23 protein-coding genes are annotated in these 25,501 nt (G+C 42.8%); all 23 read right to left on the reverse strand.

Annotation, left to right across the window (positions count from 1 at the left end; translation table 11 throughout):
- Nucleotides 1–3: 3 nt before the first annotated feature.
- The 23 genes from I8J31_RS03725 to I8J31_RS03835 all read right to left on the reverse strand — a co-directional run bounded on the left by I8J31_RS03725 (nucleotide 4) and on the right by I8J31_RS03835 (nucleotide 25,497).
- Nucleotides 4–1,068 carry a protein-glutamate methylesterase/protein-glutamine glutaminase gene (locus tag I8J31_RS03725; RefSeq protein ID WP_199466948.1) on the reverse strand — a complete coding sequence of 355 codons (1,065 nt, stop codon included), beginning with the start codon at nucleotides 1,066–1,068 and terminating at the stop codon, nucleotides 4–6.
- Nucleotides 1,069–1,094: 26 nt separating this feature from the next.
- Nucleotides 1,095–3,371 (reverse strand): chemotaxis protein CheA, encoded by a 2,277-nt coding sequence (locus I8J31_RS03730; protein ID WP_199466949.1) that lies wholly within the window; start codon nucleotides 3,369–3,371, stop codon nucleotides 1,095–1,097.
- Nucleotides 3,372–3,383: 12 nt separating this feature from the next.
- Nucleotides 3,384–4,172 carry a protein phosphatase CheZ gene (locus tag I8J31_RS03735; RefSeq protein WP_199466950.1) on the reverse strand — a complete coding sequence of 263 codons (789 nt, stop codon included), beginning with the start codon at nucleotides 4,170–4,172 and terminating at the stop codon, nucleotides 3,384–3,386.
- Between the two features lie 9 nt (nucleotides 4,173–4,181).
- On the reverse strand, nucleotides 4,182–4,562 hold the full coding sequence (locus I8J31_RS03740; RefSeq protein WP_438941485.1) for a chemotaxis response regulator CheY: 381 nt from the start codon (nucleotides 4,560–4,562) through the stop codon (nucleotides 4,182–4,184).
- 55 nt (nucleotides 4,563–4,617) lie between these two features.
- A complete protein-coding gene (locus I8J31_RS03745) occupies nucleotides 4,618–5,355 on the reverse strand; it encodes an RNA polymerase sigma factor FliA (RefSeq protein WP_199466952.1) in 738 nt (245 codons plus the stop codon).
- A gap of 107 nt (nucleotides 5,356–5,462) precedes the next feature.
- The gene (gene flhF, locus I8J31_RS03750; RefSeq protein ID WP_233402568.1) at nucleotides 5,463–6,743 is read right to left on the reverse strand and encodes a flagellar biosynthesis GTPase FlhF; all 1,281 of its coding nucleotides are present in this window, start codon (nucleotides 6,741–6,743) and stop codon (nucleotides 5,463–5,465) included.
- A gap of 129 nt (nucleotides 6,744–6,872) precedes the next feature.
- Entirely contained in the window at nucleotides 6,873–8,990 is a 2,118-nt protein-coding gene (gene flhA, locus I8J31_RS03755) for a flagellar biosynthesis protein FlhA (protein WP_199466954.1), read from the reverse strand.
- Between the two features lie 39 nt (nucleotides 8,991–9,029).
- Complete coding sequence (flhB, locus tag I8J31_RS03760; RefSeq protein WP_199466955.1) at nucleotides 9,030–10,166, reverse strand: flagellar biosynthesis protein FlhB; 1,137 nt, start codon at nucleotides 10,164–10,166, stop codon at nucleotides 9,030–9,032.
- Nucleotides 10,159–10,941 (reverse strand): flagellar biosynthetic protein FliR, encoded by a 783-nt coding sequence (gene fliR / locus I8J31_RS03765; protein WP_199466956.1) that lies wholly within the window; start codon nucleotides 10,939–10,941, stop codon nucleotides 10,159–10,161. Before fliR ends, flhB begins: the two co-directional genes overlap by 8 nt.
- Nucleotides 10,941–11,210, reverse strand: a complete 270-nt coding sequence (gene fliQ, locus I8J31_RS03770) for a flagellar biosynthesis protein FliQ (protein WP_199466957.1) — start codon at nucleotides 11,208–11,210, stop codon at nucleotides 10,941–10,943. Before fliQ ends, fliR begins: the two co-directional genes overlap by 1 nt.
- 2 nt (nucleotides 11,211–11,212) lie before the next feature.
- Complete coding sequence (gene fliP / locus I8J31_RS03775; protein ID WP_325101165.1) at nucleotides 11,213–11,950, reverse strand: flagellar type III secretion system pore protein FliP; 738 nt, start codon at nucleotides 11,948–11,950, stop codon at nucleotides 11,213–11,215.
- The gene (gene fliO / locus I8J31_RS03780) at nucleotides 11,947–12,318 is read right to left on the reverse strand and encodes a flagellar biosynthetic protein FliO (protein ID WP_199466958.1); all 372 of its coding nucleotides are present in this window, start codon (nucleotides 12,316–12,318) and stop codon (nucleotides 11,947–11,949) included. Before fliO ends, fliP begins: the two co-directional genes overlap by 4 nt.
- Nucleotides 12,319–12,371: 53 nt before the next feature.
- Entirely contained in the window at nucleotides 12,372–12,833 is a 462-nt protein-coding gene (fliN, locus tag I8J31_RS03785; protein ID WP_199466959.1) for a flagellar motor switch protein FliN, read from the reverse strand.
- 1 nt (nucleotide 12,834) lies between these two features.
- Entirely contained in the window at nucleotides 12,835–13,809 is a 975-nt protein-coding gene (gene fliM / locus I8J31_RS03790; protein WP_199466960.1) for a flagellar motor switch protein FliM, read from the reverse strand.
- A 7-nt stretch (nucleotides 13,810–13,816) separates the two neighbouring features.
- Nucleotides 13,817–14,335, reverse strand: coding sequence for a flagellar basal body-associated FliL family protein (locus tag I8J31_RS03795; RefSeq protein WP_199466961.1), 519 nt, complete (start codon nucleotides 14,333–14,335; stop codon nucleotides 13,817–13,819).
- Nucleotides 14,336–14,450: 115 nt separating this feature from the next.
- Complete coding sequence (locus I8J31_RS03800; RefSeq protein ID WP_199466962.1) at nucleotides 14,451–16,910, reverse strand: flagellar hook-length control protein FliK; 2,460 nt, start codon at nucleotides 16,908–16,910, stop codon at nucleotides 14,451–14,453.
- 52 nt (nucleotides 16,911–16,962) lie between these two features.
- Complete coding sequence (locus I8J31_RS03805) at nucleotides 16,963–18,663, reverse strand: SpoIIE family protein phosphatase (RefSeq protein WP_199466963.1); 1,701 nt, start codon at nucleotides 18,661–18,663, stop codon at nucleotides 16,963–16,965.
- Between the two features lie 4 nt (nucleotides 18,664–18,667).
- Nucleotides 18,668–18,970 (reverse strand): STAS domain-containing protein, encoded by a 303-nt coding sequence (locus tag I8J31_RS03810; protein WP_199466964.1) that lies wholly within the window; start codon nucleotides 18,968–18,970, stop codon nucleotides 18,668–18,670.
- Nucleotides 18,971–19,000: 30 nt separating this feature from the next.
- The gene (locus tag I8J31_RS03815) at nucleotides 19,001–20,902 is read right to left on the reverse strand and encodes a hypothetical protein (RefSeq protein ID WP_199466965.1); all 1,902 of its coding nucleotides are present in this window, start codon (nucleotides 20,900–20,902) and stop codon (nucleotides 19,001–19,003) included.
- 15 nt (nucleotides 20,903–20,917) lie between these two features.
- On the reverse strand, nucleotides 20,918–22,810 hold the full coding sequence (locus I8J31_RS03820; protein ID WP_199466966.1) for a hypothetical protein: 1,893 nt from the start codon (nucleotides 22,808–22,810) through the stop codon (nucleotides 20,918–20,920).
- A gap of 52 nt (nucleotides 22,811–22,862) precedes the next feature.
- Nucleotides 22,863–23,297: a flagellar export protein FliJ gene (fliJ, locus tag I8J31_RS03825; RefSeq protein WP_199466967.1), complete on the reverse strand. Its 435-nt coding sequence runs from the start codon at nucleotides 23,295–23,297 to the stop codon at nucleotides 22,863–22,865.
- A gap of 53 nt (nucleotides 23,298–23,350) precedes the next feature.
- Nucleotides 23,351–24,682: a flagellar protein export ATPase FliI gene (gene fliI, locus I8J31_RS03830; RefSeq protein WP_199466968.1), complete on the reverse strand. Its 1,332-nt coding sequence runs from the start codon at nucleotides 24,680–24,682 to the stop codon at nucleotides 23,351–23,353.
- A 5-nt stretch (nucleotides 24,683–24,687) separates the two neighbouring features.
- The gene (locus tag I8J31_RS03835; protein ID WP_199466969.1) at nucleotides 24,688–25,497 is read right to left on the reverse strand and encodes a FliH/SctL family protein; all 810 of its coding nucleotides are present in this window, start codon (nucleotides 25,495–25,497) and stop codon (nucleotides 24,688–24,690) included.
- Nucleotides 25,498–25,501: the final 4 nt, after the last annotated feature.

Consider the following 25,501-nt stretch of genomic DNA (forward strand, 5'->3'; position numbering starts at 1 on the left):
CCACTAGCTAACCTCGCGCGCGATGCGCTCACCAATATGATCAAGGTCGAGAATTTCGTCAGCCAAGCCCGCTTTTTCTACCGCCATTGGCATACCATAAATAACACAGGACTCTTCATTCTGAATCCAAACTTTGGAGCCAGAGCTTTTTAGCATTCGGGAGCCTTCACGACCATCAACTCCCATCCCAGTCATGACAACAGATAGTACTTTTCCTGGGTAACACTTAGATGCAGAACCAAAAGTAACATCAACTGACGGTTTATAATTCAGCCTTTCATCACCATCAAGAATACGAACACAACCGCCATTCCGAGAATCTACCATCATCTGTTTACCGCCCGGCGCCAATAAAGCCAAACCAGCCTCTAAACGATCACCATCTTGCGCTTCTCTCACTGATATCTGGCAGATATTATTCAAGCGTTCAGCAAAAGCCCCCGTAAAGGCCGCAGGCATATGCTGAACCAATACTAAGGGAGCAGAAAAATCTTTAGGTAATTTACTCAAAACTGCCTGCAGCGCCATTGGACCACCGGTAGAAGTCCCGATTGCGACCAAACTAACACGCTTCCTTGCACGAGGAATAATGACACCTCGTTCAGTAACGATTGGCTTAGGAGCAGCACGCGGTGCTAGTGCTGCAACCGGCCCACGTGCACCAGGTAGACGAGTTCTCGCCACCGTCAGAACACGTTCAACCAAGGTGTGCTTAACAACCGCAGAATCTCGAGAGATATCCTCGAAATTCTTTGGCATAAAATCAACAGCACCAGCTTCCAAAGCATCCAAAGTGACCTGTGCGCCCTCATGAGTCAAAGAGGAGAACATAAGTACCGGGGTAGGCTTAAGCTCCATAATGTTAACTACCGCTGAAATACCATCCAAAACCGGCATTTCATAATCCATGGTAACCACATCAGGAGATAAAGACTGAACCTTATCTATTGCTTCTTGCCCATTGTTTGCTGTTCCAATAACAGTCAACCTAGGGTCAGCTTCAAATATTTCAACAAGACGGCGTCTGAAAAAGCCAGAATCATCAACAACCAACACCTTTACAGGCATACAACATCCCCTAAATGAAAAATCTGTTACCTTGTTGATGCATAGCTTTTCAACATACTGGGAACATCTAGAATGATTGCAATACGGCCATCACCAGTAATAGTTGCACCAGCCATACCAGCAGTACCCTGCAACATCTTACCTAATGGTTTTATAACGACCTCTTCCTGACCAACTAATTGATCAACCACAAAGCCAACTTCACTAATTCCAACTTGGACAACTACAACATGAGCTTCTGAAGTATGCTCATCTGCATGCGCGCCTTTAATTAACCAACTCTTCAGATGGAAAATAGGCAACGTTTTGCCTCGAATAACGACCACCTGTTGGCCATCAACGATGTTCGTTTTCTTCAGGTTCAGATGGAAAATTTCATTAACACTCACTAATGGGAAGGCAAAAGCCTGATCCGCTAATGTCACCATCAATGTCGGCATTATCGCAAGTGTCAATGGCACCTTGATAATAAATTGTGAGCCTTGACCAAGCACAGATTTAATATCCAATGTACCGTTTAGCTGAGATATCTTGGTTTTCACCACATCCATCCCAACACCACGACCAGATACATCAGTGATTTCTACCTTGGTAGAAAAACCTGGAGCAAAGATAAGGTTAAAGGCTTCATTATCAGACAAACGATCCGCAGCATCGGCATCCATTAGACCTTTTTCAACCGCTTTTCCACGGAGGAAGTCTGGGTCCATACCAGCGCCGTCATCCTCAATGGATAACAATATATGATCACCTTCCTGCTGAGCCGAAAGCACAACAGTACCCACTCTAGACTTACCGCTCGCTTCACGTGCATCAGGCCCTTCTACACCGTGATCCACTGAGTTTCTCACCAAGTGAACAAGTGGATCCGCTAACGCCTCAACAAGGTTTTTATCTAAGTCTGTTTCTTCACCACGAAGAATGAGGTTAACCTCTTTCTTCATATTACGAGCCAAGTCTCGAACCACTCGAGGGAAACGACCAAATACCTTTTTGATAGGTTGCATACGAGTTTTCATTACAGCATTTTGTAAATCCCCCGTCACAACATCTAGGTTGGCTACCGCCTTACCCATTGACTCGTCTTCACTTTGAAGACCTAAACGAACCAGTCGATTTCGAACCAATACAAGTTCACCAACCATGTTCATAATGTCATCTAAACGCTTAGTATCAACTCGAACTGTTGCCTCTTGAGTAACAGGAGCATTCGCTGCTTTTTCTTTAGCTGGTGCAGCATCTTTTGCAGCGGTGGCTGGTTTAGGTGCTGGCGCAGCTGCTGGTTTAGGTGCCGCAGCCTTTGGCTTGGGAGCAGGTTTAGGCTGAGCTTTAGGCTCATCCTTTTTAGCGGCTGCATCAGCCCCCGGCGCCTTACCCTGTTCCTGTAGAGTATCTAAAAGTGACTCAAACTCATCATCTGTAATGAGGTCAGAATCACCACCTGCTGGTGGGGGCGTTTCTGGCGCTTTAGGAGCCTCTGGTTTCTTAGGTTTTTCAGCCGAGCTATCCGCTTTATCCGCTGGGCTCGGAGCATCCTCACCATGAAGTTTATCTAGTAATTGCTCAAATTCGTCCTCAGTAATTTCATCACTCGAACTTGAAGCTTCCGGTTCAGGCGCTTTTTTCGCATCATTTCCTGCAACACCTGGCGCACCACCATGAAGCTGGTCCAACAAGGCATCAAATTCACCTTCTGTAATTTCATCACTAGAAGATGCTTCTGCTGGAGTAGGAGGTGTATCAGCACTAGGCTCATCACCCAATGCATCAAGTAAAGATTCGAATTCGTCATCAGAAATATCAACGGAACCTTCTTCGCCTTCACTTGCTGGTTCAGCATCTTCGGCAACATCTTCTGGCTCATCCGCCGTAACGGCTTCTTCTTCACCGCCACCCGCTAATTCTTCCTCTGTTGGCGCCACAGAATAAGCCTTAAGCGCATCAATAAGCTCGGGAGAGGCTCGTTCAGGCTCTACACCTGCACGAACGGAGTCAAACATTTCATTAACTGCATCCAATGCTTGTAAAACGATATCCATTAAATCGGAATCAATATGACGTTGACCATTCCTTAAAATGTCAAAAACGTTTTCAGCATAGTGACAACAATCAACCAAAGCTGTTAATTGTAAGAATCCAGCGCCACCCTTAACCGTATGGAAGCCACGAAATATAGCATTCAACAACGGTTTATCTTCTGGGTTTTGCTCCAAATCTACGAGTTGTTCGGAAAGCTGTTCTAGAATTTCACCAGCTTCTACCAAAAAATCTTGTAGTATTTCTTCATCGAGCTCGAAACTCATCCCCTGCTCCTTTTAGAAACCAAGACTTGATAACAAGTCGTCCACTTCGTCTTGATTATTCAGCACTTCAGGACTGTCTTGTTTATTAATAGCTGGGCCATATCCACGAGTATCATCGTGTTCTGACTCACTCTCTTTGTGTTCAATTCCCGAGATGCTATCAACGCGTCCAGCAACAGCAACAAGATGCACAAGTTTTTCTTCCACATCTCGAATTAAATCATTCACTCTAGTAATCACCTGACCAGTAAGGTCTTGGTAACCCTGCTCTAGAAGAATTGTGTTGAGGTTTGAGTGCAAGGTAGTCGCACTATCGTCTGCATACTCTAAAAAAGTATCGATTCGTTTATATAAGTTACGAAATTCTTGAGGAGTTAAATCTCGTTGAATCAAGCGCCCCCAATCTTTTCGCAAACTTTTCGCCTGAGCTTTCAATTCCGAAGCGACAGGTACGCTACTATCAACCATATCCATAGTTTTATTAGCAGCAGAATTGGTCATTTCAATGACATAAGTCAAACGATCAGAGGCATCTGTCATTCTACTTGCATCATCAGAAGTGCCATCATCTTCGACTAGATTCAGGGAATCTACTTGGAAGTCACGAATAGCATCATGCAAACTACGAGTTAACGTGCCAACCTCATTATAAAAACTTGTATGGCGTGCCTCACTCAATTCTTGAATGATTTTTATAGCGCCACTAAAGTCTCCTGATTCAATATGAGCCAAAAGATCTACTGCGCCATCTTTAACTAGGTGTTCAAATTCCCCTAGGTCAGGTCTCAATGTATTTGACATTTAAAGTCCCTATTTGACGGAATCTATTCGTTCGAATATTTTCTCAATTTTTTCCTTAAGAGCGACGGCAGTAAACGGCTTAACCACATATCCATTAACACCAGCCTGAGCTGCAGAGATAATCTGATCACGCTTCGCTTCCGCGGTTACCATAAGAACCGGGATACTTTTTAGTTTTTCGTCGGCACGGACAGCACGAAGTAATTCAATACCTGTCATACCTGGCATATTCCAGTCAGTTACGAGAAAATCAATTGATCCAGCTTGAAGGATAGGCAATGCAGTAGTTCCATCATCCGCTTCAACTGTATTGGTAAATCCCAAATCCCGTAATAAGTTTTTGATGATTCGTCTCATTGTCGAGAAGTCATCAACAATCAGGATTTTCATGTTTTTATCCAATGCAACCTCCACACCCCAAAGGTAATATTTCACAACTCATAATTTAATCTCGCCAATTACTTAGTCGAGCTCGTAATCGCATAGCCGCTTGGCTATGTATTTGACTCACTCTTGATTCACTAACGCCTAATACAGCACCAATTTCTTTTAAATTTAATTCTTCATTATAATAAAGAGATAACACTAATTTTTCTCTTTCTGGTAGCTCATCTATTTCTTTTGCTAATTGTTTCTGGAACCCCCCTTCTTCAGTTAATGAATAAGGAGTATTCTCTACACTAGATGCAAAACTATCTAAATGATTAGTATCTGAGTCCAGTATTTCTTCATAACTAAATAACTGTGTCGACATAGAGGACTGAATCATTTCATGATATTCCTCCATACTAATACCCATATGGGCAGCCACTTCCATATCGGATACTTCTCTACCAGCTTTAGCTTCTAATTCTTTTATGGCATTAGTAACAGCTCGACCATTACGCCTTACCGAGCGAGGTGCCCAATCGGTTTTTCGCACCTCGTCCATAATGGAACCACGAATACGAATCCCCGCATACGTTTCAAAACTTGCTCCCTTGGTGGATTCAAAGCGTTTATAAGCTTCGATCAACCCCATCATGCCAGCTTGAGTTAAGTCATCTATGTCAACACTGTCTGGTAAACGCGCCAGTAAATGGTAAGCAATCTTCTTAACCAGGTATCCATACTGCTCCACAATCGCATCAATCGACAGTGTCGCTTTTTTAGAGTAAGTGTCGTATATATTTTTGGTTTGCATAAAACAGTCTAAGCAACCTTCACTATTAAAGTTTGTTGCGCCAATTAACTGTACTACATAGTTCAGCTTAGCGCTTTCAGTAATAACATAATTTTACTAACTACCAACTAACTACCATACTTTAGAGCACTATAAAGCTGACTATAGTGCTCCGCAGTATAAACAGCCCGGCTAATTAGGTTATGTGCCCTAGCTGGTTCAATATCATCAGGAATTCGTTGGCCATCTGCAATATAAACAACAGGTAGCCCTTCTTCAATAACCACACTAATCGCCTCACCAAGTGAAGCGGATTCATCAAGCTTACTTAACACACAACCGTCTAATTGAACTTGGGAATAAACATCAACAACAGCCTTTAATACCTGTCGTTGACTAGTGCAGGGTAAAACTAATAATTTCTTTAAATTTGCCCGAGCACGCTTCATCATTAAAAGTTGTCGTTCAAGATTAGAGTCTCTGGGATTCATACCTGCCGTATCAACCAATACTAATGAGTAATGCTCATACTTCGCCAATACCTCATTCAAATCTGTGTATTCATTGACCACTTCAACAGGTACATTTAGGATGCGACCAAAGGTACGTAACTGTTCATGGGCAGCAATTCGATAAGTATCAGTCGTGATAAGCACAACACCATCAGGCCCATGTTTCAATACATGTTGTGCTGCAATTTTACCTATAGAAGTAGTTTTACCTACTCCTGTCGGCCCCATAAAAGCAATGCAGCCACGTAATTCAGTCGTACCGGAGCGTACCGGTATATAATCTGCTAGGTGTGCAAGTAAACGATTCCAGTCATCTTCTCGTCCTTTCAAATCGATATCGTCAAGCAATCTAGAAATAACAGAAGTAGACAAACCTAAATGCTTAAGCTTTTCAAGCACCTGCTCTTCAAGCGGATCCGCTTTAGACTTATTAGATGTATTTTGTTGACGCTGTTCTAACATCTCTCGTACGCGATGTAACTCCTGCTCCATATCTCGTAACTGCTTAGCATTATCATTACTACGTACTGACAATGCCTCTTCCAAAATCGGCTCTTTTTGATCTGCGGGCAATGGTGGCATTTGAAACTGTGACGCAGATTGATTTTGAAGAGAAGAATGTTCAGCATTAGGTTGACTAGGCGCTTGTTGCTTGGCTTTTTCTATACGCTCCAAATAATCCGCGCTGGGGGCTATATATTGATCAGGCTTACGAGTATTTTCTTGGACGCTATAGGATGAAGATTGTTTCTTGGGACCGGACATGCTGGAAGGCAGCGAACCATCGTAATCTAAGGCCGCAACTATCTCTATTTCTCCAGTGGAGAGGCGTTGATTTGACAAAATGACCGCATCAGGGCCTACCGCATCGCGAACTTTCCGTATCGCTTGCCGCATGTCAGGTGCTCGAAACCGCCTAATTTGCATGGATAACTTAATCCTTTCTGTTTATTTTGCTTACAAATCCATAGCTTACCCGAAAGATCTTAACAAATATAGAGACTAAATCACCACATTTAACTGCAACTATTGCCCAATAACGCCCACCACAGTAATACGTTTATGGTCAGGCACTTCCTGATAAGAAAGAACAGACATATTCACCATGCCATAACGCATAAAACGCGCCAGCATTGGACGTATTGGAGCGGAGACAATTAAAATAGGTGTATTGCCCATTACCTCCTGCTGCTCTGCTGACTGCCTCAGAGAAACTTGCAACTGCTCCGCCATTTGCGGTTCAAGAATCAACGCCTCCTCATTCTTAATACCCGACTGCTGACTTTGCTGTACCGTTTGCATCAACATCTTCTCTAACTGCGGCTCTAGAGTCAGCACTGGAATCTCTTCCACGCCGTCAGAAAGCGTCTGAATAATCAAACGTGACAAAGCAGTACGAACGGCCGCCGTCAATACCATAGGGTCCTGACTCTTCGGTTGAACCCCCATAATAGCCTCAGCAATAGTACGCATATCTCTAAGAGGAACACCTTCCACAAGCAGGTTTTGCAACACTTTCAAAAGCACGCTAAGTGGCACTGTGTTAGGCACCAACTCCTCTGCCAATTTAGGATTATATTGTTTCAACAAACTCAGCAGCTGCTGAACTTCGTCGTGACCGATCAACTCATAAGCATGCTTATGCATAATCTGATTAATATGAGTCGCGACTACAGTACTAACATCCACCACGGTATAACCATAGGTCTGCGCCTGATCTCTTTTCTTTGGGTCTATCCAAACCGCATCAAGACCAAATGATGGATCTTTACCTGCAATACCATCAATCACGCCAAACACTTGCCCCGGATCAATCGCTAAATCCTTATCTGGATGAACTTCAGCCTCCGCCAAACTCACTCCCATCAAGGTGACTCGATAAGCATTAGGCATCAAATCCAAATTATCTCGAATATGCACACTAGGCACTAAAAAGCCCAAATCTTGAGACAGCTTACGCCGGACCCCTTTAATACGTGCCAACAACTCACCACCTTGAGTTTTGTCCACTAAAGGAATCAAGCGATATCCCACCTCTAAACCAAGCATATCAACCGGTGCGACATCATCCCAGCTAAGATCCTTCACCTCAGCTGGAGTCGTACTCTCCGCAGCACTTTTACTGGAACTTTTCAGCCCTTTCTGAGACTTTTGCTTTTTACGGTATTCAAGGAAATAAGCTAAACCACCAATACAGGCAGCTAAGGAAAGAAAGGAAAAGTGTGGCATCCCTGGCACGATACCCATAATAGTCATCACACCAGCCGCAATATATAAGGCTTTTGGCGAACCAAACATTTGGGTGACTATTTGAGACCCCATATCACCGGACTCATTAACTCGGGTTACCATAATCGCCGCTGCAGTAGACAGCATGAGAGATGGCAATTGAGCCACCAGACCATCACCAATAGTTAATAGGGAATAACGTTCTATTGCCTCATTAAAAGACAAATCATGTTGCGCCATGCCTATCGCAAGACCACCAATTATATTGATACCCAATATCAACAAACCAGCAATCGCGTCCCCTTTTACAAACTTTGAAGCACCATCCATAGAACCATAAAATTCGGCTTCAGAAGCGATTTCTGTACGGCGTAATTTAGCTTGGTCAGCATCAATCATGCCTGCATTTAAATCTGCATCAATCGCCATTTGCTTACCCGGCATAGCATCCAAGGTAAAACGAGCACTAACTTCAGAGATACGGCCCGCACCTTTTGTTACCACTGCGAAGTTAATAATCATCAAGATAGCAAATACGACAAAGCCAACAACGTAGTTACCACCAATCACCACTTCACCGAACGCTTCAATTACCTTACCAGCAGAATCCCCCCCTTCATGACCATGAAGTAACACCACCCGGGTAGAAGCAACATTTAGCGCTAATCTCATCAAGGTTGAAACCAGCAAAACCGTCGGAAAAACAGCAAAGTCTAAAGGCCGCATGGAATAGACTGCAACCAACAAGACCACGATAGCCAATGCAATATTAAAGGTAAAAAGCACATCTAACAGGAACGCAGGGATGGGCAAGATCATCATCGCCAAAAGCGATAACAACAGAATGGGAATACCTAGATTGCCACTAAAAATATTTTGAACCTGTCCAGCAACTCTATTCCGGTCAAAATTCACACAAAAGCCCTATAAGAAATAAAATCGCCTAACAAATAATTAATTGCCATCCCACTGAAACTCATCAGGCACATCCAAATTTGGCATCATCTCAGGTCTAGGAGCACCATTTCTAGCATTACGCAATTGATAAACATAAGCTAAAAGCTGTGCAACCACTTGAAATAAGCCTTGAGGAATCTCTTCACCAATTTCAGCATGGTGGTAAATGGCACGAGCCAACTGAGGAGATTGTATCACAGGGATATCATAGTGATTGCCCACTTCACGTATTTTCAAAGCAATAAAGTCACTACCTTTTGCTAACATAACAGGTGCTGCGCCCGCAGACTGGTCATACTTAAGAGCAACAGAGAAATGTGTTGGGTTAGTGATAATAACATCCGCCTCCGGCACATCAGACATCATCCTATTCATGGCGGCTTGACGTTGAAGTTGACGAATTCTGGACCTTACCTGAGGGTCACCTTCTTGCTGTTTAAATTCATCTTTCACTTCCTGCTTAGTCATCTTTAGCTTCTTTTTATGAGACCAAACTTGAAAAGGCACATCAATTGCCGCAATCAAAACCAACGCAAGAGAAATAAAAATAAAGGCCCAAATTATAATTTCAACGCCATGAGCGAGCGCCAACTGAATGGTTTGAAATGTTAGCCCCAGCGCTTCAGCCAAAAAATAATTCAGCACCAAGGTGGCAACAATAGCCACCAAAGTCACCTTAGCAATGGATTTCAGCAACTCTACTAAAGACTGCACTGAGAACATTCGCTTTAACCCTGCGACTGGGTCCATTTTACTTAATTTGGGCAACAAAGGCTCCCAAGAAAAGTTAAGGCCGCCTAGGGCAATACTACCAACAATACCCGCTGCCGCTAAAACCAACATCAGCAAAATAATAGAATCCAGCATGGCCACAACAGATTCATAAAGATGGAAGATCATACGGCTCAAATCAAATAGATCTGCTCTTTCAATCGTCAGATTGAAATCAAAAATAACAGCCAAATCCCTAGCCAAAAGGGTACCTGTACCATACATAGTCACTGCAGCAACAACCAACAACAAAGCAGAACTTAGATCCTTTGATCGAGCTAAGTTACCTTTATTACGGGCATCCTGAAGTTTTTTACTACTGGCGTCTTCGGTTTTTTCACTACCATCTTCGTTTTCAGCCATTCAAACGAATCCCCCATGTAGTCTGCATCCAGTTTGTTATTTCGCCAAAAAATAATAAATACATATCCAAAAACTGTTCTAACATCACCCAGAAAAAAAACAGTGAAAACAGCATAATAATAGGAAAGCCAAGAGCAAATACGTTTAGCTGTGGAGACGCTTTCGCCACCACCCCAAAAGCTAAGTTCATAATCAATACCGCAATAGCGAGAGGTAACACCACCAACAACGCCTTTTCAAACATCCAGCTGCCCAACAGAACTAACTGCCAATAACGCCGACTATCAAAGCCACCGCCAATGGGCCAATAAGTAAAACTTTCGGCAAGATATTCAATCATCACCAAATGCCCATTGGTACCCAGAAACGCCAACGCGACCATAGACAAATAATACTGCCCCATAGTAGGTACCGAAATACCGTTCGCTGGGTCATTCGACATAGCAAAACCTAACCCAGCCTTCATTGCGGCAAGCTGACCCGCCAAAGCAAACATCTGAAACAGTATAGTCACCACAAAACCCAATACAAAGCCAATCACAAGCTGTTCGGCAATGAGAACAATAAAAGCAGGAGAAATAGGGTCATAACTAGGCACATTGACCAAAGGGGTAATGAGAACAGCAACAGTAAAAGAAAAAACAATGCGCAGCCGGGCGTTAACAAGTCGACTACCAAACAAAGGCAATGTCATAAAGAATGCGCCAATCCGAAAAAAAGGCAAAAGAAAACTGATCACAAGATTCAACAACTGATCAGGATTAAGCTCTAGCATTAGCCTATTATCATTGGAATATTAATAAATAGATTGGTCGTGAAATCCACCAACTTAGTTAGAATCCACGGCCCCAATTGCATAATAACCAGAATAGTGACAATCAATCGAGGAAGAAAAGAAAGTGTTTGCTCATTAATTTGCGTCGCAGCTTGAAAGACGCTCACCATCAACCCCACAAGCAGACTTGGCATCATAACAGTGCCAACGATCAAAACAATCAAATAAAAGCCCTGACCGTATAGTGATAAAACAACCTGAGGATCCATAACTAAACCCCAAAACTCGCGGCTAATGTCCCCATAATCATAGACCAACCATCTACCATAACAAACAGCATGATTTTAAAAGGCAGAGAAATAATTACTGGAGACAGCATCATCATACCCATTGCCATCAGAACACTAGCGACTACCATATCAACAATCAGAAAAGGAATAAAAATCATAAAACCAATCTGAAACGCGGTCTTTAACTCACTCGTTACAAAAGCTGGCATCAAAATCGTAAAAGGCAATGCATCCATTGACTCTATCGTACCTGTTTTCCCTGCTAACTTAACAAAAAGAGCAATATCATCTTCCCGAGTCTGGGCCAACATGAAATTTCGCACCGGAACCGATGCCGCTTCAACCGCCTGAACAGAAGTCATCTCTTCATTCAAATAGGGCTGTAAAGCGACCTCATTCACCTTATCCAAAGTAGGTGTCATGATAAATAAAGTTAAAAACAACGCCATCCCAATCATAATTTGATTAGAAGGCGTCTGCTGCAAACCAATGGCTTGCCGCAAAATAGCCAAAACAACAATAATACGAGTGAAAGAGGTCATCATCATGAGGGCCGCTGGCAACAAGGTCAGCGCAGTCATAATAAAAAGAATTTGCAGCGAAACACTATACTCTTCGCTACCGTCCGCAGTCGTAACCATGGTCACCGCTGGAAGACCAACCTCAGCCCAAGAGGCAACCGGAAGCATTAGCAATAAAAGCAAAATGAAACGAATCACGCTACATCCCCGCCATTATTTGCATCATCACCAACCTCAGTCTCACTCATTATTTTCGCAAAAGATTTTCCGCCGGGTGAAAAGCTCTTAATGTGATTAATAGACTGCCCTGTTACACCAATCAAAACTCGCTCTCCCTCAACCTCAATCAGCATGAGCTTTTCTTTTGCACCTAAGGTCTGAATACTAATCACTTTAATGTCAGATTGGCGGCCTAATTTCATTTGTGCCAGTTGAAACCTCTTCATTAACCAAAGACAAGCAGGTATCAAGGCAATAATAAAAACCAAAGAAGCAACCACCTTCCACACGGAAGAAGCCGGAGAAATATTTTGTATATCAGAAGCGTGTAAAGAAGAAACCGCCATACAGAGCACGGCGGTTAAGATAGGTCTAAAAAGAAAAGGGGAAATCACTCAGGCTACTTCAATCGTCTAATACGCTCACTTGGGCTAACAACATCCGTCAGACGAATACCGTACCTATCATTAACTACAACCACTTCACCATGAGCAATTAAGGTGCCATTAACCAGCACATCCAAAGGCTCACCAGCATAGCGATCAAGCTCAACAACAGAGCCTTGAGTAAGCTGCATCAAATTACGTATTGCAATCTCGGTACTTCCCAATTCCATCGATAAGAAAACAGGAATATCCATAATGAGATCAAGATCAGAACCAACACCGCCACTTGGTAGAGCAGGATTAGTAAGCTCTTCTAACTTAGCAGGTTCAACCTCCTGCTCGGACATAGCAGACGCCCACTCATCCTCCAAACCATCACCATCGCCCTCACCTTCGCCGGCTTCAGTCATGGCCGCAGCCCATTCATCCGCTAGACCTTCGTCCATTCCTTCTTGATCAGGAGATTCTTCTGCCATGTTACTTAGCTACCTTAGGTTTAAAACTTTCATACATTTGCACCGAATAATTATCGTTGCTCCTACCTAATTTGCCTTTAAACGTCGGCACATTGTTAGCACGAACAGTAACAAATTCAGGCATTTCTATTGGGATAATATCACCTTCTTTGAACTTTAATACCTCGCCCAAAGAAATTTTTCGATTCGCCACATTGACCGAAAGCATCACATTGATATCTTGCATATCTTGCTCAAGGGATTTCCCCCAGCGGTCATCCTTTTCATCCACATCACTCTGTACACCCGCATCAAGCAATTCACGCACTGGCTCAATCATAGAATAAGGCAAAGTAATATGTAATTCGCCACCACCGCCATCCAACTCAATATGAAAGGTTGAGACCACTACGACTTCGCTAGGGCTAACAATGTTTGCCATAGAAGGGTTAACTTCTGAACTGATGTATTCTAACTCAAGCTTTAGAACGGGCGCCCAAGCCTCTGTTAAATCCACAAACACCTGCTCAAGCATCAGCTGAACAATGCGAATTTCGGTAGGCGTAAATTCCCGCCCTTCAATTTTAGCATGCCGACCATCACCACCAAAAAAATTATCCACTAGCTTAAAAACCAATTTGGCATCAAGTATAAAAAGTGCAGTACTTCGGAGTGGTCGAAACTTAACCAAGTTCAAACTGGTGGGAACATAAAGAGTATGAACGTATTCACCAAACTTCATAATTTGCAATCCACCAGAGGAAACATCAGCGGTACGGCGAAGCAAATTAAAAAGACTAATACGTGTATAACGAGCAAAACGCTCATTAATCATTTCCAAGGTGGGCATACGCCCACGAACTATCCGCTCTTGGCTGGTAATATCGTAAGATGCTACACCATTAGCATCTCGATTATCTTCCTCTTCAGGTTTCTCATCTGCGCCATGTAAGAGCGCATCAATTTCATCCTGAGATAACAGATCTTGAGCTGACATAATATAGCTACTGCATCACGAAGTTAGTAAACAACACGCCATCAATGCCCCCTTGACCAGTTTCCTGCTCAAGAATGCCATTGATAGAAGCTAAAGAGGCTGTTTTAAGAGCCACTTTACCTTCTTGAGTTTGAAGTTCATCAAATGATTGACTAGAAAAAAGCAATACTAAGCTATTACGAATCAAAGGCATATGAAGTTTCATGGCATCAATCTGACCAGCATCTTTTGATTTCACCGATACTTTAAGCTGCAAGTAGCGCTGCTTCCCCCCCACCATAAAATCAACCACAAATGGAGAATCTAAGCCCAAATAAATGGATGGGCCAGAAGTGGATAAAGTACTTTCAGCGCCCGCGGCATCGCCTTCTGCGGGAGGAGCATCGGAGCCACTAAAAAGAAAGAAGTACGCAGCGCCACCACCACCTAACAAAACCAAAAGAAGCACAATTATGATAATTAGCTTTTTCTTGCCGCCACCTTTCCCTTCATCTACCCCTACATCCAATCCGTCTTCTTCAGCCATTTTATAAATCCTTGGTATACTACATTCTTTAATAAAGTATAGAGCAAACTCATTGTGCTCTCATAACCCTCTATTCTACAAAGAATAAAATATAGCACCATCAATTTTTGTAACTTTAAGCATAGTAGTCAATACCCGCCGCAGAAGTGTATGAAACATTGCTAAGAGGCAGATCATCTTCCCCCTCTTCTTGCGCTAGCATTTTCATTCTTGCCCCAGCATTATCTTCTGCTGATTCACGATATTGGGTTCCCGAGGCGTCTTGTTGCGAAACATCCACATCTACATGGCTCAAATCCATACCCTGCTGAGCCAACATATCACGTAATCGACTCATTTGACCTTCTAATAAATCTCTCGCTTGAGGTGTCGCAGCAACAAAACTCACCTGGGTATTGGCATCATGATCTACTGAGACCTTAACAGTAAGACTACCCAACTCTGGTGGGTCAAGCCTTATGTGTGCAGTATGGCCACCATCACGAGCCACCCAAGCTACCTTTTGAGTCATTTCACTAGCCCAACCTGGATGATTTGGCGGCAAATTCATCGTTAAATTAGTTTGAGCATTAGGCGTCTGCAAGTTAACAGCCCCAGCGCCAAGAGTAAGGCGGTTAGCATTATTACTGTTAAATGAACTGTTCATCCCCCCTGTATCCAAATCGCCTTTCACGACTGTACCATCAGATTGAGCCGTCATTCGCCCGATCATGGCATCCTGCTCTTTTTTCCGTAATTCAACAGGCTCACTCAATAGGACACCATCATCTCCCATCATATCGGTAAATTTTGATTCATTATCAGAACCGGAAGATTGCAGATTACCTTCATTCAAAAACATAGGAGGCATTTGCCCCACATTTAAGCCTTTTGATGACTCAGGTAAACCCACGGCAGTCGTTTGATTTACTTGCTGACGCTTATCATTTCCAACCATAGGAGCAGCAACGGCTGCAGCCGTCACCGCAGCACCAGCAACATTTAGGGGGTCGACACTATCCACAGAGGGAGGCATCTGGGACAGCACCCAAGACAACTCACCATCTTCGGCGACACCAACATCCTCATCTAAAGCAGAATCTTCTAACTGTCCCTTGGACTTCTCGCCCAAAATTGCTGCATTTGTCTTTTTATCAGTAAATTCACCAAGAGAACCTAGAGCTGCCAATCCTAATGCCCCAGCAGACATAATTCCAGAATCAGATACTGTCGCAGCATCAACGCCTTCTTCTGCAATTACCGATGACAAACCTCCTACTGGCCTCACAACAGACTCATCAGTAGAAGCGTCAATTAACTCTTTAGATGCAATACTTTGCTGAGGAGCAACACCAGCCTCTGGCAAAGATTCATTTAGCGACAAAGCTGCTGCCTGTTCAGGCGTCAAAGCCGTACCATCTGAAGCTAATTCAGTTTGTGATAAAGCAAGTCCAGCAACCCCTCCCGAAACAAGCAACCCAGCAGAACTAGCTTCATCATCAAGCATTGAAGCCTGCTCAAACTCAGAAGAGGTTAATAAACGTGATGATAATGGCATTGACTGAGCAGAAGATGCTGATAACTGAGCCTCCTTAATACCTTTTGCCACTTCAGTTTGCAGAGGCAAAGCAGAGGCAACTTCATTACCTGCAACACCAGTAACTAAAGTTTCTTTTGCCGTTCCCACAGCCAATGGCAAAGCACTGGTCTCCACCTGACCAGCCACTCCATTATTTCTAGGCACAATTGATTCAACGTCGACCGCCTGCTGAACAGCACCAGCAGCAATAGCGGAATCAGCACCAAGGCTATTGTTTGAAAGTGTCGTTGTTGTGGAAAGTATCGGCTCAGGCTGTTGTGCAGAACGACCAGTATGACTTTGCTTAGCCTCTTCATCCGCCAAGGTCGGTACCGACGCCGTCATCAAAGAGGCAGATTGAACATTGGCAGGAAGCGGTTCCACTTCACCTTTTAACGTATGTTGCGTTATCGCTGCTTCACTGTCCGAAGCGAATACCTTATCCGATTGTAGTTTTCCTTTAGATGCTGACATCGCACCAGCCAAAGCCTGATTATCGGTAGACAATAAATCATCCCCAGACAACAAGGTTGCAGAAGTGGGAGTTACTTTATCCGCAACCAGCTCGGCAACTGGCGATTCAGCGCCAGCTAACTGCAATTTTTTGCCACCTTCCGCCACCAACGCAGCTTGAGCCTTATCAGCAACAGCATCAGAATGATGTTCGAGGGAGTTTACGTTTGCACTTGAAGAATTAGCATCCAATGCCTTTTGCCCAGACGCAACCGCACTTCCCGTATGCTCAGCAGAATTGGTTGTTTTTAGCGTAGAAGCTTGTTCGGAGGATGAAGCCTGTCGAGTAGCAACTGCACGCTCCGCATGCTTAGCGGAGTCAGTCACAGGTGAAGCAGTAGATTGCTCGGAGGACGATGTTTGCTTAGGCGCAAGCACCGCCTTTGCCTTGCTCAAATCATCTGCAAAAACCCGCCCCTCACCTTTAGAAGGCGTAGGCATTTTTGCATTTTTTGATTGTGTCTCAGGCAACACTGACAATATTGAATTTGAAGCTGTTCGCATAATATCCTCCAACGATAAAAAGGACTATGCAATAGAAGGGCCAATCTGGTTTTTAGTCTATATGCCACTGATAATAAGCGGTTACCGCACTCCCTCCACGGGAAAATTCAACCTTCTGGCAAAGTTGATTAAGTAATGCTAACCCTCGGTTATATAAAAGTTCTGTATTAGAAATATCATAACTAATACTGTCCACTTTAAAGCCAGGACCACTATCTTCAACGTACAATACCAACATACGCTTATTATGGTCTGAGGCAACTTTCACACAAATTTTGACATAACCTTCTTTTAGATTCGCAAGAGCTTGCTCTCGCTCTTCATAATAGTTAGAAAAGCCATCTAACGAGCTTTTTTTATCCGATTTTAATTGCAATACACCATGCTCAAGAGCATTAGAATACAACTCAGACAATATCATGAAAACCTGACTAGAAAAGCCACTTAGCCCCGGCACAGTGGTAATAATTTGCAGAATATAAGGTAAAGGATCCGTATTACGCAGCGAATCAGCATTAAGCGCGTATTCAAAAGAAAAGTCTGCTGGTGCTTGATCAACACTCTTGGTGATCTCACCCTCAGGCGAGCCAATTCCGATGCTTGTATCTAAACAAACATTCAAACAAGAAATATCATCATGGGGATTATCAAGAACCCCCTCTTGTCCAAGCAAATCAACCAACCAGTCTAAAGCTTGCGTAGACTCTACCTGACCATCATACAAAGGCTTAAGTGCAGAGTTACAAAACATATCACCAGATAAATCCAGCGCCTCATAAACCCCATCAGAGAATGCCATCAAAATATCCCCTGGCAAAAAAGAAACAGGGTCTACAAAACATTCAAAAGCGTCAGGGGAAAGAACCCCTAAAGGTAAATTCTTAGAATTAAAACGTTTTGGTTGGTCGCCGTTTTTCGAAAAAAACAATAGATCTGGCAAGCCACCATTCCAAATTTCAATAGTCTTATCATTAACTTTAATATCAATAAAAGCAGCACTACAAAACATATTCGTCGGTAAAATACTTTTTAGCCTAGCATTGATCTCAGGGATAATTTGACGCATCAAAAAACCCTTCTTAGTCCAATCAAAGAAAATATCAGCAAGAGGTAATGCACCAATCGCGGCTGACAAGCCATGACCAGTAAAGTCCCCTAGCAGGAGATGCATACCGCCATTGGGCTTGTAGGCAGCCAAAATGACATCACCATTAAAAGTGTGACTACCATGGTGAAATGTAGATAGCGAAGGATCATTTAAACAATTAGAATGGGTAATATTTTCATAAACAACTTTGGCGACCTCTTGCTCATGAAGCAATTGTTCATTGTATAAGGTCATAGCATCACGCTGCTCTTCTAGTGTTTTTTGCATCACTAAAAGTCGAGCAATTGCATTTAATTTCGCGGTAATAAGCTCCGGACTATAGGGCTTAGAAATAAAGTCCGTACCACCAACACGTAAGCAATTTGATAGGGCAACAGGATCCGCCACCCCAGAAAGAAAAATAATAGGAACAAAAACCCCTTCGGCAATTCGTTGAATTTCTAATGCTGCTTCCCAACCATCCTTATAGGGCATTTTTACATCAAGACAAACCAAATGGATCGTTTGAGGATCAAACTTATCAACAGCCTCCTGACCATCATTCGCAGTAATCACCTTATGACCAAACTGGGTCAAAATGGCTTTTAGCAAAGTACGGTCAGATGGATTATCATCAGCCACTAATATGGTTAAAACTTGTTCCATTAAGTTATCCAGTTATATCAAAAAGCCGATGAAAATTAGCAATTTTAAGTATATCTATTACAGCATCATTCGCCTTAGTCAAACTTATAGTAGCCTTTTCGCCACCAACATGGTCTCTAAGCAATAACAACATACCAAGGGCAGAGCTATCTAAATAAGTGACTTCCGCTAAATCCACTTCATATGATTTTGCCATTTCTAACGTTGTAAAAGCATCCTTAAACGACTTATGACAACTATAGTCGAAACGCCCTCTAATCTTTATCGTCAAACATTCTGTTTGTTTATCAAAACGGCTTTCAACCACTGCATACTCCTCAAGTCATAGTGAGAAGCCTTAAAATTCATCCCACTCATCACTAGATTGCTGTAAAGACTCTATCTCAGCTCCCTCCCCATCACTATCCAAAATATTGGATGTTTTCTCCATTAGTTCACTTATGCGCTCAATCATCTCATCTACAGACTCTCTAGCCCTATCTAAGCGAGCAACACCAACACTTCTATCTGACTCAAGCAAAGACAAGGTTGAAGATGCCGCTTTTTTCATACTTTCTATCTGACTTTGGACACTATCAATATCATGGTTCAAGTCAATTGAAAAACGACGGCGAACATTTTCACTCTCACCTTCGGTTGCTGCCAAACTTGATAAAGCACCAGCTCTAACTTCGTTTAAACAACGGTCCACATCATCTAGCAAAAAGACATCTGAAGACAAATCCTTTTCTACCAAGGCTAACCTTTGCAATACAGATTCATAACCGACAATTAACGAATCTCTTACTGTCTGAGACAAAATGGCAACTTCATTTAACTCCGATTGAACATCATTTGGCAAAACATCCAAAACAGGAACAACTTCATTTACCACCTGATTATTGTCGTTTATTTCCTCGTCAATAATGGATGCTATTTGTTGTAATTTAGTAATCTTTTCAGAGGAATTTGTTTGCCCTTTCACATCATTGAGAGCGTCAAAAAGTGCTACAACCTTGCCTCGCAAAGCCTCTAACGTCATCGCAAAACTAATATATGGGGAATCTTCTCGTAACACTCGAATAGGAATATTCCACACATCCTGCTCCATTAACGCCAAACTTTTTCGCAATACTTCCAGCTCGGCCGCTTCAGACTTCAAGTTAATCGCTATTAAGCATTGCAAATTATTTTGGTCCGAACTTTGACCGCCATCAAAGCCACGAATTCCCATCGAGTAAAACCCGTCAACCAAGCCTAAAGTCAATAACTCATCGGATTGCAATACAGCATCAGCGACACGCTCTCCCATAGGAGAATCTAATCCAGCATCAATACCAAATATAGATTCAAACACTGAGGCATTCTCATTCCACAAATGTTCAAAGCCTGCACTAAACCAAATAATATCGCCTTCATTATTTACCACTAAAAGAGGTTGATCCACTTTGGACAAGGCTTTTTCAATTAGACTAATTCTGATGTTTCTATGCTCAATATCATAGCCACGAGAAGATAGTTCGTTATCAACCAAATGGCCTATATCGGTAAATTCATCAACCACTTTTCGTTGTGGTTCAATAGATGAGTGGCCGTGCTTATGGTGATCAAGAATATGGTGCAAATGAGAAAAGCCAGTTCGCAGTCTTCGAGTAAAAAGCATAGACAAGATAACAGCTACAAGAACGATAATAACTAAGGCCGCAATAGGCGCCCATATTAAACGCTCGAGAAACAACTTACGTTCATAATCTAATCTAACACCAACCTCTAAAAGCTTGGTATCCAGAATCTCTAACTGGTCAAAAGACCGATAAATAATATCTTGATCCTGAGCAGAAAAAGGGCCTATCTTAACTTCTTTTTTCAGCAGACCTAACGCATCGGAAACATCAATAGAACTGACTTCCTTAAAATCAACCAAATGAAAATCAATTAACTCATACTCACTTAGCAACATTTGCCGAAAATGGTCTGAGTCAGATAAGGTCTGATTATTACTAAAGCTTGTACCACCCTCACTCCCACCATCATTTACTAGCATCCACTCCAACCAATGTTCTTCTGCATTCTGAACCAGATACAAAAGCTCTGAAAGCTTATCTTGTTGCTTACTTTGATGTTCTAAATTTAAGTCCATTAACTTGTACATACCAAAAACAAGCACCAGAACAAGCATAATAAAAAGCACTAGGCTTTTTTGGATACTACTGACGAGCTCTTTTCTTGGAGCACTAAAAGAAGAATGCGGTGTATTCATAGTCAATCATCACTTTCAAGCTAATGACGCAGGCGGCCAGATGGCTCGCACAAACGACAAGTAATTTTCATTATTTAGAAGAACACTTTTACCTCGCCAAGAAGTGAAATAACCCATCCCACCTTCATGCGACGCTATCTCTTTGGCTACATCAAATTCTTTAAGGCATTCAGCCTGAGGTAAAGAATCGCTCCAATCACAAGAAGTCAAATGCAATATGACAGACTCCCCCATCCATTCAAGCACAGCAGAAAACTTACTTTTCTCTACCGTCTTATAATTCTGGCTACCGTTGCCATCAGAAGCCAAAGGCAATATTTGAAAAAAACTCTGCCCTTCATAAGTTATAAACTGGTGATAATGGATGCCACCCCTCCCCGTATAGAGGTAATGACAAGAACATTGATAAGGCAATAATTCAGCGATTAAACTTGCTTCAATCACAAAACTAACACCATCGACCTCTGCAAGATAATAACCATTCTTTGAAAAAGTTGTGCTTTTATTTTTTACAGGGGACACAAAATACTGAGCCGATGGTAAACAAAATTCTAACCAAGGCTCTAAAATAGAGCCATTAGACAAGCTCAACCAAGTATTTTTCACCCCTTCATTCTTAGTTCTAGCAAGAGAACAAAAAGCTTCTACCTCAGTCAGAGCAAGATAGGGCAGTGCAAAGTATTTCCCACCTTGCTGAACAACAAGCACATCCTTCACACCCTCTAACAAAGGAACAATAGGAATCAAGCCATTATTCAAAGAAGACAAAGGCAACTCCAACATTAGTTTAGCGCTAATATCTGGCTCAGGAGAAAAAAACCACTCTTGCTCTAAAGGTTGAAAGTCATCCGCTGATACAGAATAGCTCCCAAAGCACTCTGCTTGGTCGAAAGCAAAGGGGCCAAAATCAGTCTGAATAACATAAAGAAAACAAGGGAGAATATCTCGCCCTAGACATGTCAAATAATCAAACCCTGCAAGCGTTTTTTGCTTCCGATCCTGTAATGCAACATAAAAACGCCCTCCATCTCGTATAGGAAAGGCGGTTAAAGATCGCTCAAAAGCAGGAAGCAATGAATCAGGTAAAAAGGGCACAAGACGCTTATGATCAGCAATTTCATCACTAGAATCAGCAGGGAGCAAGGCAACAAACGCCCGATAAAATAAACTTTTGACTTGATGTTCCATAGAATCAAGCAATCGATGCCTAGACGGCTTGCCCATCTCATTAGACTGAAAAAACAACAAATAGATTAATTCAAACAGTTCCCGTAATGACTCGTCATTCGTATCGGCAACAAGTTCCCAACGAAACATAGGAAAGCGTCGTCGTAACCAAGCTAAAGACTGAGCACTCGTCAATGAAAAGCGACCTGCCAACTTTGACATCTGAATAGAATCTAGGTGGAAAGCAACATCCCCTAGGACAGAGAGTTGCTTTAAATAAAATTCGACCCCTTCATGATAAGAGCCCCCCCCTACCCATGAACCTTCATAAGTAAGATAGTTGGGAGTAGAGAGGTTTTGCGTAATGCTATTTAATGCCCGCCAACAGGAACGGTCCATAGATAACAAAGCGACCAGCTGAGAAGCTCGTTCCTCATCGAATTGAAAACCAATGGCAAATTGCAATAAAGCATCTGTTACTTCCAATAAAATCAACTGATGCTCTTTAGAATAAATTGCGCCGGATACCAATAAAGCATCGACTGCATTGAGACAAACAGTAAGCTGTTCATGGAAAACACTATGATTAATGACAGATTGAGTAATAGTCTGAAAAGCGGCCAAAGAAACCTGTAAATGACTTAAGCCTTCACGAGGAGAAAGTGCGTATTCATGCAACGCCACTTCTAATGCAGAAACATGCCGAGATAAAGTAGTAGATTCGTTATCTATCTGCGCCATGCCCTATCCTGATATGAGCCAAATTATATAAAGAATAAGCTGAGATTAAATGCTAACGCATGTTGTCGAAAAAACGACGCATTGCGAACTCATCATTTTGACGTTGCTCTTGCTTAGCCTCAATAACTAACTCTGCTTTAATATTCTTTTCCTTTAAAAAATCCATACTTTTAGTCTTGCCCCGAGCTTGCAACCAACGCCTCATGGTCATATCAGACTGCTGTTCAGCCCGACCAACCGCCGCTTCTTGCTGCAGAATCGCTTGCTGCACTCGATCAACAAAGTGCTGATAATTAGTCGTTAAATAAGCACTCAAGCCTAAAAGGTTCCGCTCAGATTCATATTGACCAGCGTACTCTTTTAGTTCGCTCAGCTTCTGCTTATCTTGCTCAACCTTCGCCTTATCAAGAGCTAACTGCTTTGCAACCACATCCTCTTTGCGCTTAGCAAGGTCAACCAATATTTGCATTCGTTTTGATTTCTTCATAACAAATCCGCTAAAAGGCTTTGTAAATATTAGACTTTTTAACCCACTTACGTCTACTGGCCTTTCGTCATGGCAGCAACTAAGGCCTCTAAGCTTTGATCAATAGTATAGCTTTCTGTCAGTGACTGCTGTAAAAAATCACGAATTTCCGGCATTTGGGTAATCGCTTGATCTAAATCAGCATCCGCCCCTCGCACATAAGCACCAACGGAAATAAGATCTTGGTTTTGCTGAAATTTAGAATACAACTGCTTAACTCGCATCGCCCCTTGTAAATGTGCCTCAGTGACAATATTCGGCATAGCGCGAGATACAGAAGCTTCCACATCGATAGCAGGGTAATGCCCTTCTTCAGCTAAACGTCGAGACAAGACAATATGTCCGTCTAAAATAGCACGTGACGCATCGGCAATCGGGTCTTGCTGATCATCACCTTCTGTTAAAACTGTATAAAAGGCGGTAATTGATCCGCTGCCATCACGACCATTACCAGCGCGCTCAACCAACTGAGGCAGCTTTGAGAATACAGAAGGGGGATAACCCTTAGTTGCCGGAGGCTCACCAACCGACAAAGCAATTTCCCGCTGCGCTTGAGCGTAACGAGTTAGCGAATCCATTAATAATAAAACGCTTTTGCCTTGATCACGGTAATACTCAGCAATACGAGTCGTTAACATAGCCGCACGCAAGCGCATCAGAGCGGAATCATCTGCCGGAGAAGCCACAACAACAGAGCGAGCCAAACCTTCTTCGCCAAGAATTTGCTCAATAAATTCTTTCACTTCTCGGCCACGCTCCCCAATCAATCCAACTATGGTGATATCGGCCTCCGTAAAACGAGTCATCATGCCAAGCAAAATACTTTTGCCCACACCACTACCTGCAAAAAGCCCTAAACGCTGCCCCTTACCTACGGTTAGTAAACAGTTAATTGCTTTAATTCCTACATCGAGTGGCTCACTAATAGGCTTACGCTGCAAAGGATTTATAACATCCCCATGCAAGCCCACTGAGTCTTTCGCTTTTATAGGCCCTTTGCCGTCTAGTGGCTTACCTAATCCATTCACAACACGGCCAAGCAGTTCATCTCCTATTGGCATCATGCTTTCTTCAAGCAACGGACGAACACGGGCTCCAGGAGAAATACCTTCAATCGCTTCCGTTGGCATGAGGTAAGTCAAATCACCAGTAAAACCGACTACCTCAGATTCTACCCAACGGTTTTTTCGCACCTGTACTAGGCAGCGATCCCCCAACGCAACCACACAGCCAACGGCCTCCATGGTAAGACCCACCATACGAGTTACCTTACCTTCCAACTGAGGAGGCAAAGGGGTAGACGAAACCGTAGTAAGTTTTTTAAAGCGCTCTTCAAGGCTAGACATTGCCATTAGCCTTGCTTAGGTAGAGATAGGTGACGCAGCTCGTTGCAAACAGCATCAAGACGCTGCTCAACACGGCCATCAACATGAAAAGATTTTGAATCAATGACGAAGCCACCCTCTATTAGACTGTCATCCTCATCAATTAACAGCGTTAAACGATCGCGAACCGCAAGAGTCTCTAAAGCAATAACATCATTAGGATGAAGCCTCAAGCGCACCCGCCCTTCGTATTCACCTATTTCACTGAATACCCGATCCAGCTGCTGCTTTAGAACTTCATGACCCTCTTCTTTCATTTGTGAAAGACAGACGTTTTCAATGATTCTTGCCATAGTTTGATAAAGAATAGCTTCCGTGGCCGAACGACTCTCTTCCAAAGGCTGAGCAATTTCTTTCACCACATTAGCCAATAAGGCTTCGATGTTGTCTAACTGGACTTGAGCTTGCTCTTTCGCTGCCTCTCTGCCCTCCTCAAGACCAATTTGATGACCCTCTTCATTGCCCTTTTCAAAGCCATCGACTTCTCCCTTAGCAAAACCATCGGCATGACCTTTGTTATAACCTTCCTCTTCGCCTTGTATAAAACCCTCATCATAGGCAGCTGAACGAATCTCTTCCAATTGAGAAGCCGTCAAAGGTTCATAAACAAGAGAATCTTGATCCACTTCTTCTGTGGTAACAACGGCATCTTTTTGGATCAGTATGGCAGGACCTGAATCCGAAACATCAGGTTGATTACTTTCTAAGTGAGGTAGCTCCCAACGCTCGTAAGCAGTCATCTTACGGTCGGGTATATCCTTGTCTTGGTCTGACATATGT

This window comes from Marinomonas transparens (genome assembly GCF_016463975.1).
GTDB classification, from domain to species: Bacteria; Pseudomonadota; Gammaproteobacteria; order Pseudomonadales; family Marinomonadaceae; genus Marinomonas; species Marinomonas transparens.

Coding starts and splice junctions, on each gene's coding strand:
- I8J31_RS03725 (WP_199466948.1), bottom strand. CDS start 1,068: ATGCCTGTAAAGGTGTTGGTTGTTGATGATTCTGGCTTTTTCAGACGC.
- I8J31_RS03730 (WP_199466949.1), bottom strand. CDS start 3,371: ATGAGTTTCGAGCTCGATGAAGAAATACTACAAGATTTTTTGGTAGAA.
- I8J31_RS03735 (WP_199466950.1), bottom strand. CDS start 4,172: ATGTCAAATACATTGAGACCTGACCTAGGGGAATTTGAACACCTAGTT.
- I8J31_RS03740 (WP_438941485.1), bottom strand. CDS start 4,562: ATGAAAATCCTGATTGTTGATGACTTCTCGACAATGAGACGAATCATC.
- I8J31_RS03745 (WP_199466952.1), bottom strand. CDS start 5,355: ATGCAAACCAAAAATATATACGACACTTACTCTAAAAAAGCGACACTG.
- flhF (WP_233402568.1), bottom strand. CDS start 6,743: ATGCGGCAAGCGATACGGAAAGTTCGCGATGCGGTAGGCCCTGATGCG.
- flhB (WP_199466955.1), bottom strand. CDS start 10,166: ATGGCTGAAAACGAAGATGGTAGTGAAAAAACCGAAGACGCCAGTAGT.
- fliR (WP_199466956.1), bottom strand. CDS start 10,941: ATGCTAGAGCTTAATCCTGATCAGTTGTTGAATCTTGTGATCAGTTTT.
- fliQ (WP_199466957.1), bottom strand. CDS start 11,210: ATGGATCCTCAGGTTGTTTTATCACTATACGGTCAGGGCTTTTATTTG.
- fliO (WP_199466958.1), bottom strand. CDS start 12,318: ATGGCGGTTTCTTCTTTACACGCTTCTGATATACAAAATATTTCTCCG.
- fliN (WP_199466959.1), bottom strand. CDS start 12,833: ATGGCAGAAGAATCTCCTGATCAAGAAGGAATGGACGAAGGTCTAGCG.
- fliM (WP_199466960.1), bottom strand. CDS start 13,809: ATGTCAGCTCAAGATCTGTTATCTCAGGATGAAATTGATGCGCTCTTA.
- I8J31_RS03795 (WP_199466961.1), bottom strand. CDS start 14,335: ATGGCTGAAGAAGACGGATTGGATGTAGGGGTAGATGAAGGGAAAGGT.
- I8J31_RS03800 (WP_199466962.1), bottom strand. CDS start 16,910: ATGCGAACAGCTTCAAATTCAATATTGTCAGTGTTGCCTGAGACACAA.
- I8J31_RS03805 (WP_199466963.1), bottom strand. CDS start 18,663: ATGGAACAAGTTTTAACCATATTAGTGGCTGATGATAATCCATCTGAC.
- I8J31_RS03815 (WP_199466965.1), bottom strand. CDS start 20,902: ATGAATACACCGCATTCTTCTTTTAGTGCTCCAAGAAAAGAGCTCGTC.
- I8J31_RS03820 (WP_199466966.1), bottom strand. CDS start 22,810: ATGGCGCAGATAGATAACGAATCTACTACTTTATCTCGGCATGTTTCT.
- fliJ (WP_199466967.1), bottom strand. CDS start 23,297: ATGAAGAAATCAAAACGAATGCAAATATTGGTTGACCTTGCTAAGCGC.
- fliI (WP_199466968.1), bottom strand. CDS start 24,682: ATGTCTAGCCTTGAAGAGCGCTTTAAAAAACTTACTACGGTTTCGTCT.
- I8J31_RS03835 (WP_199466969.1), bottom strand. CDS start 25,497: ATGTCAGACCAAGACAAGGATATACCCGACCGTAAGATGACTGCTTAC.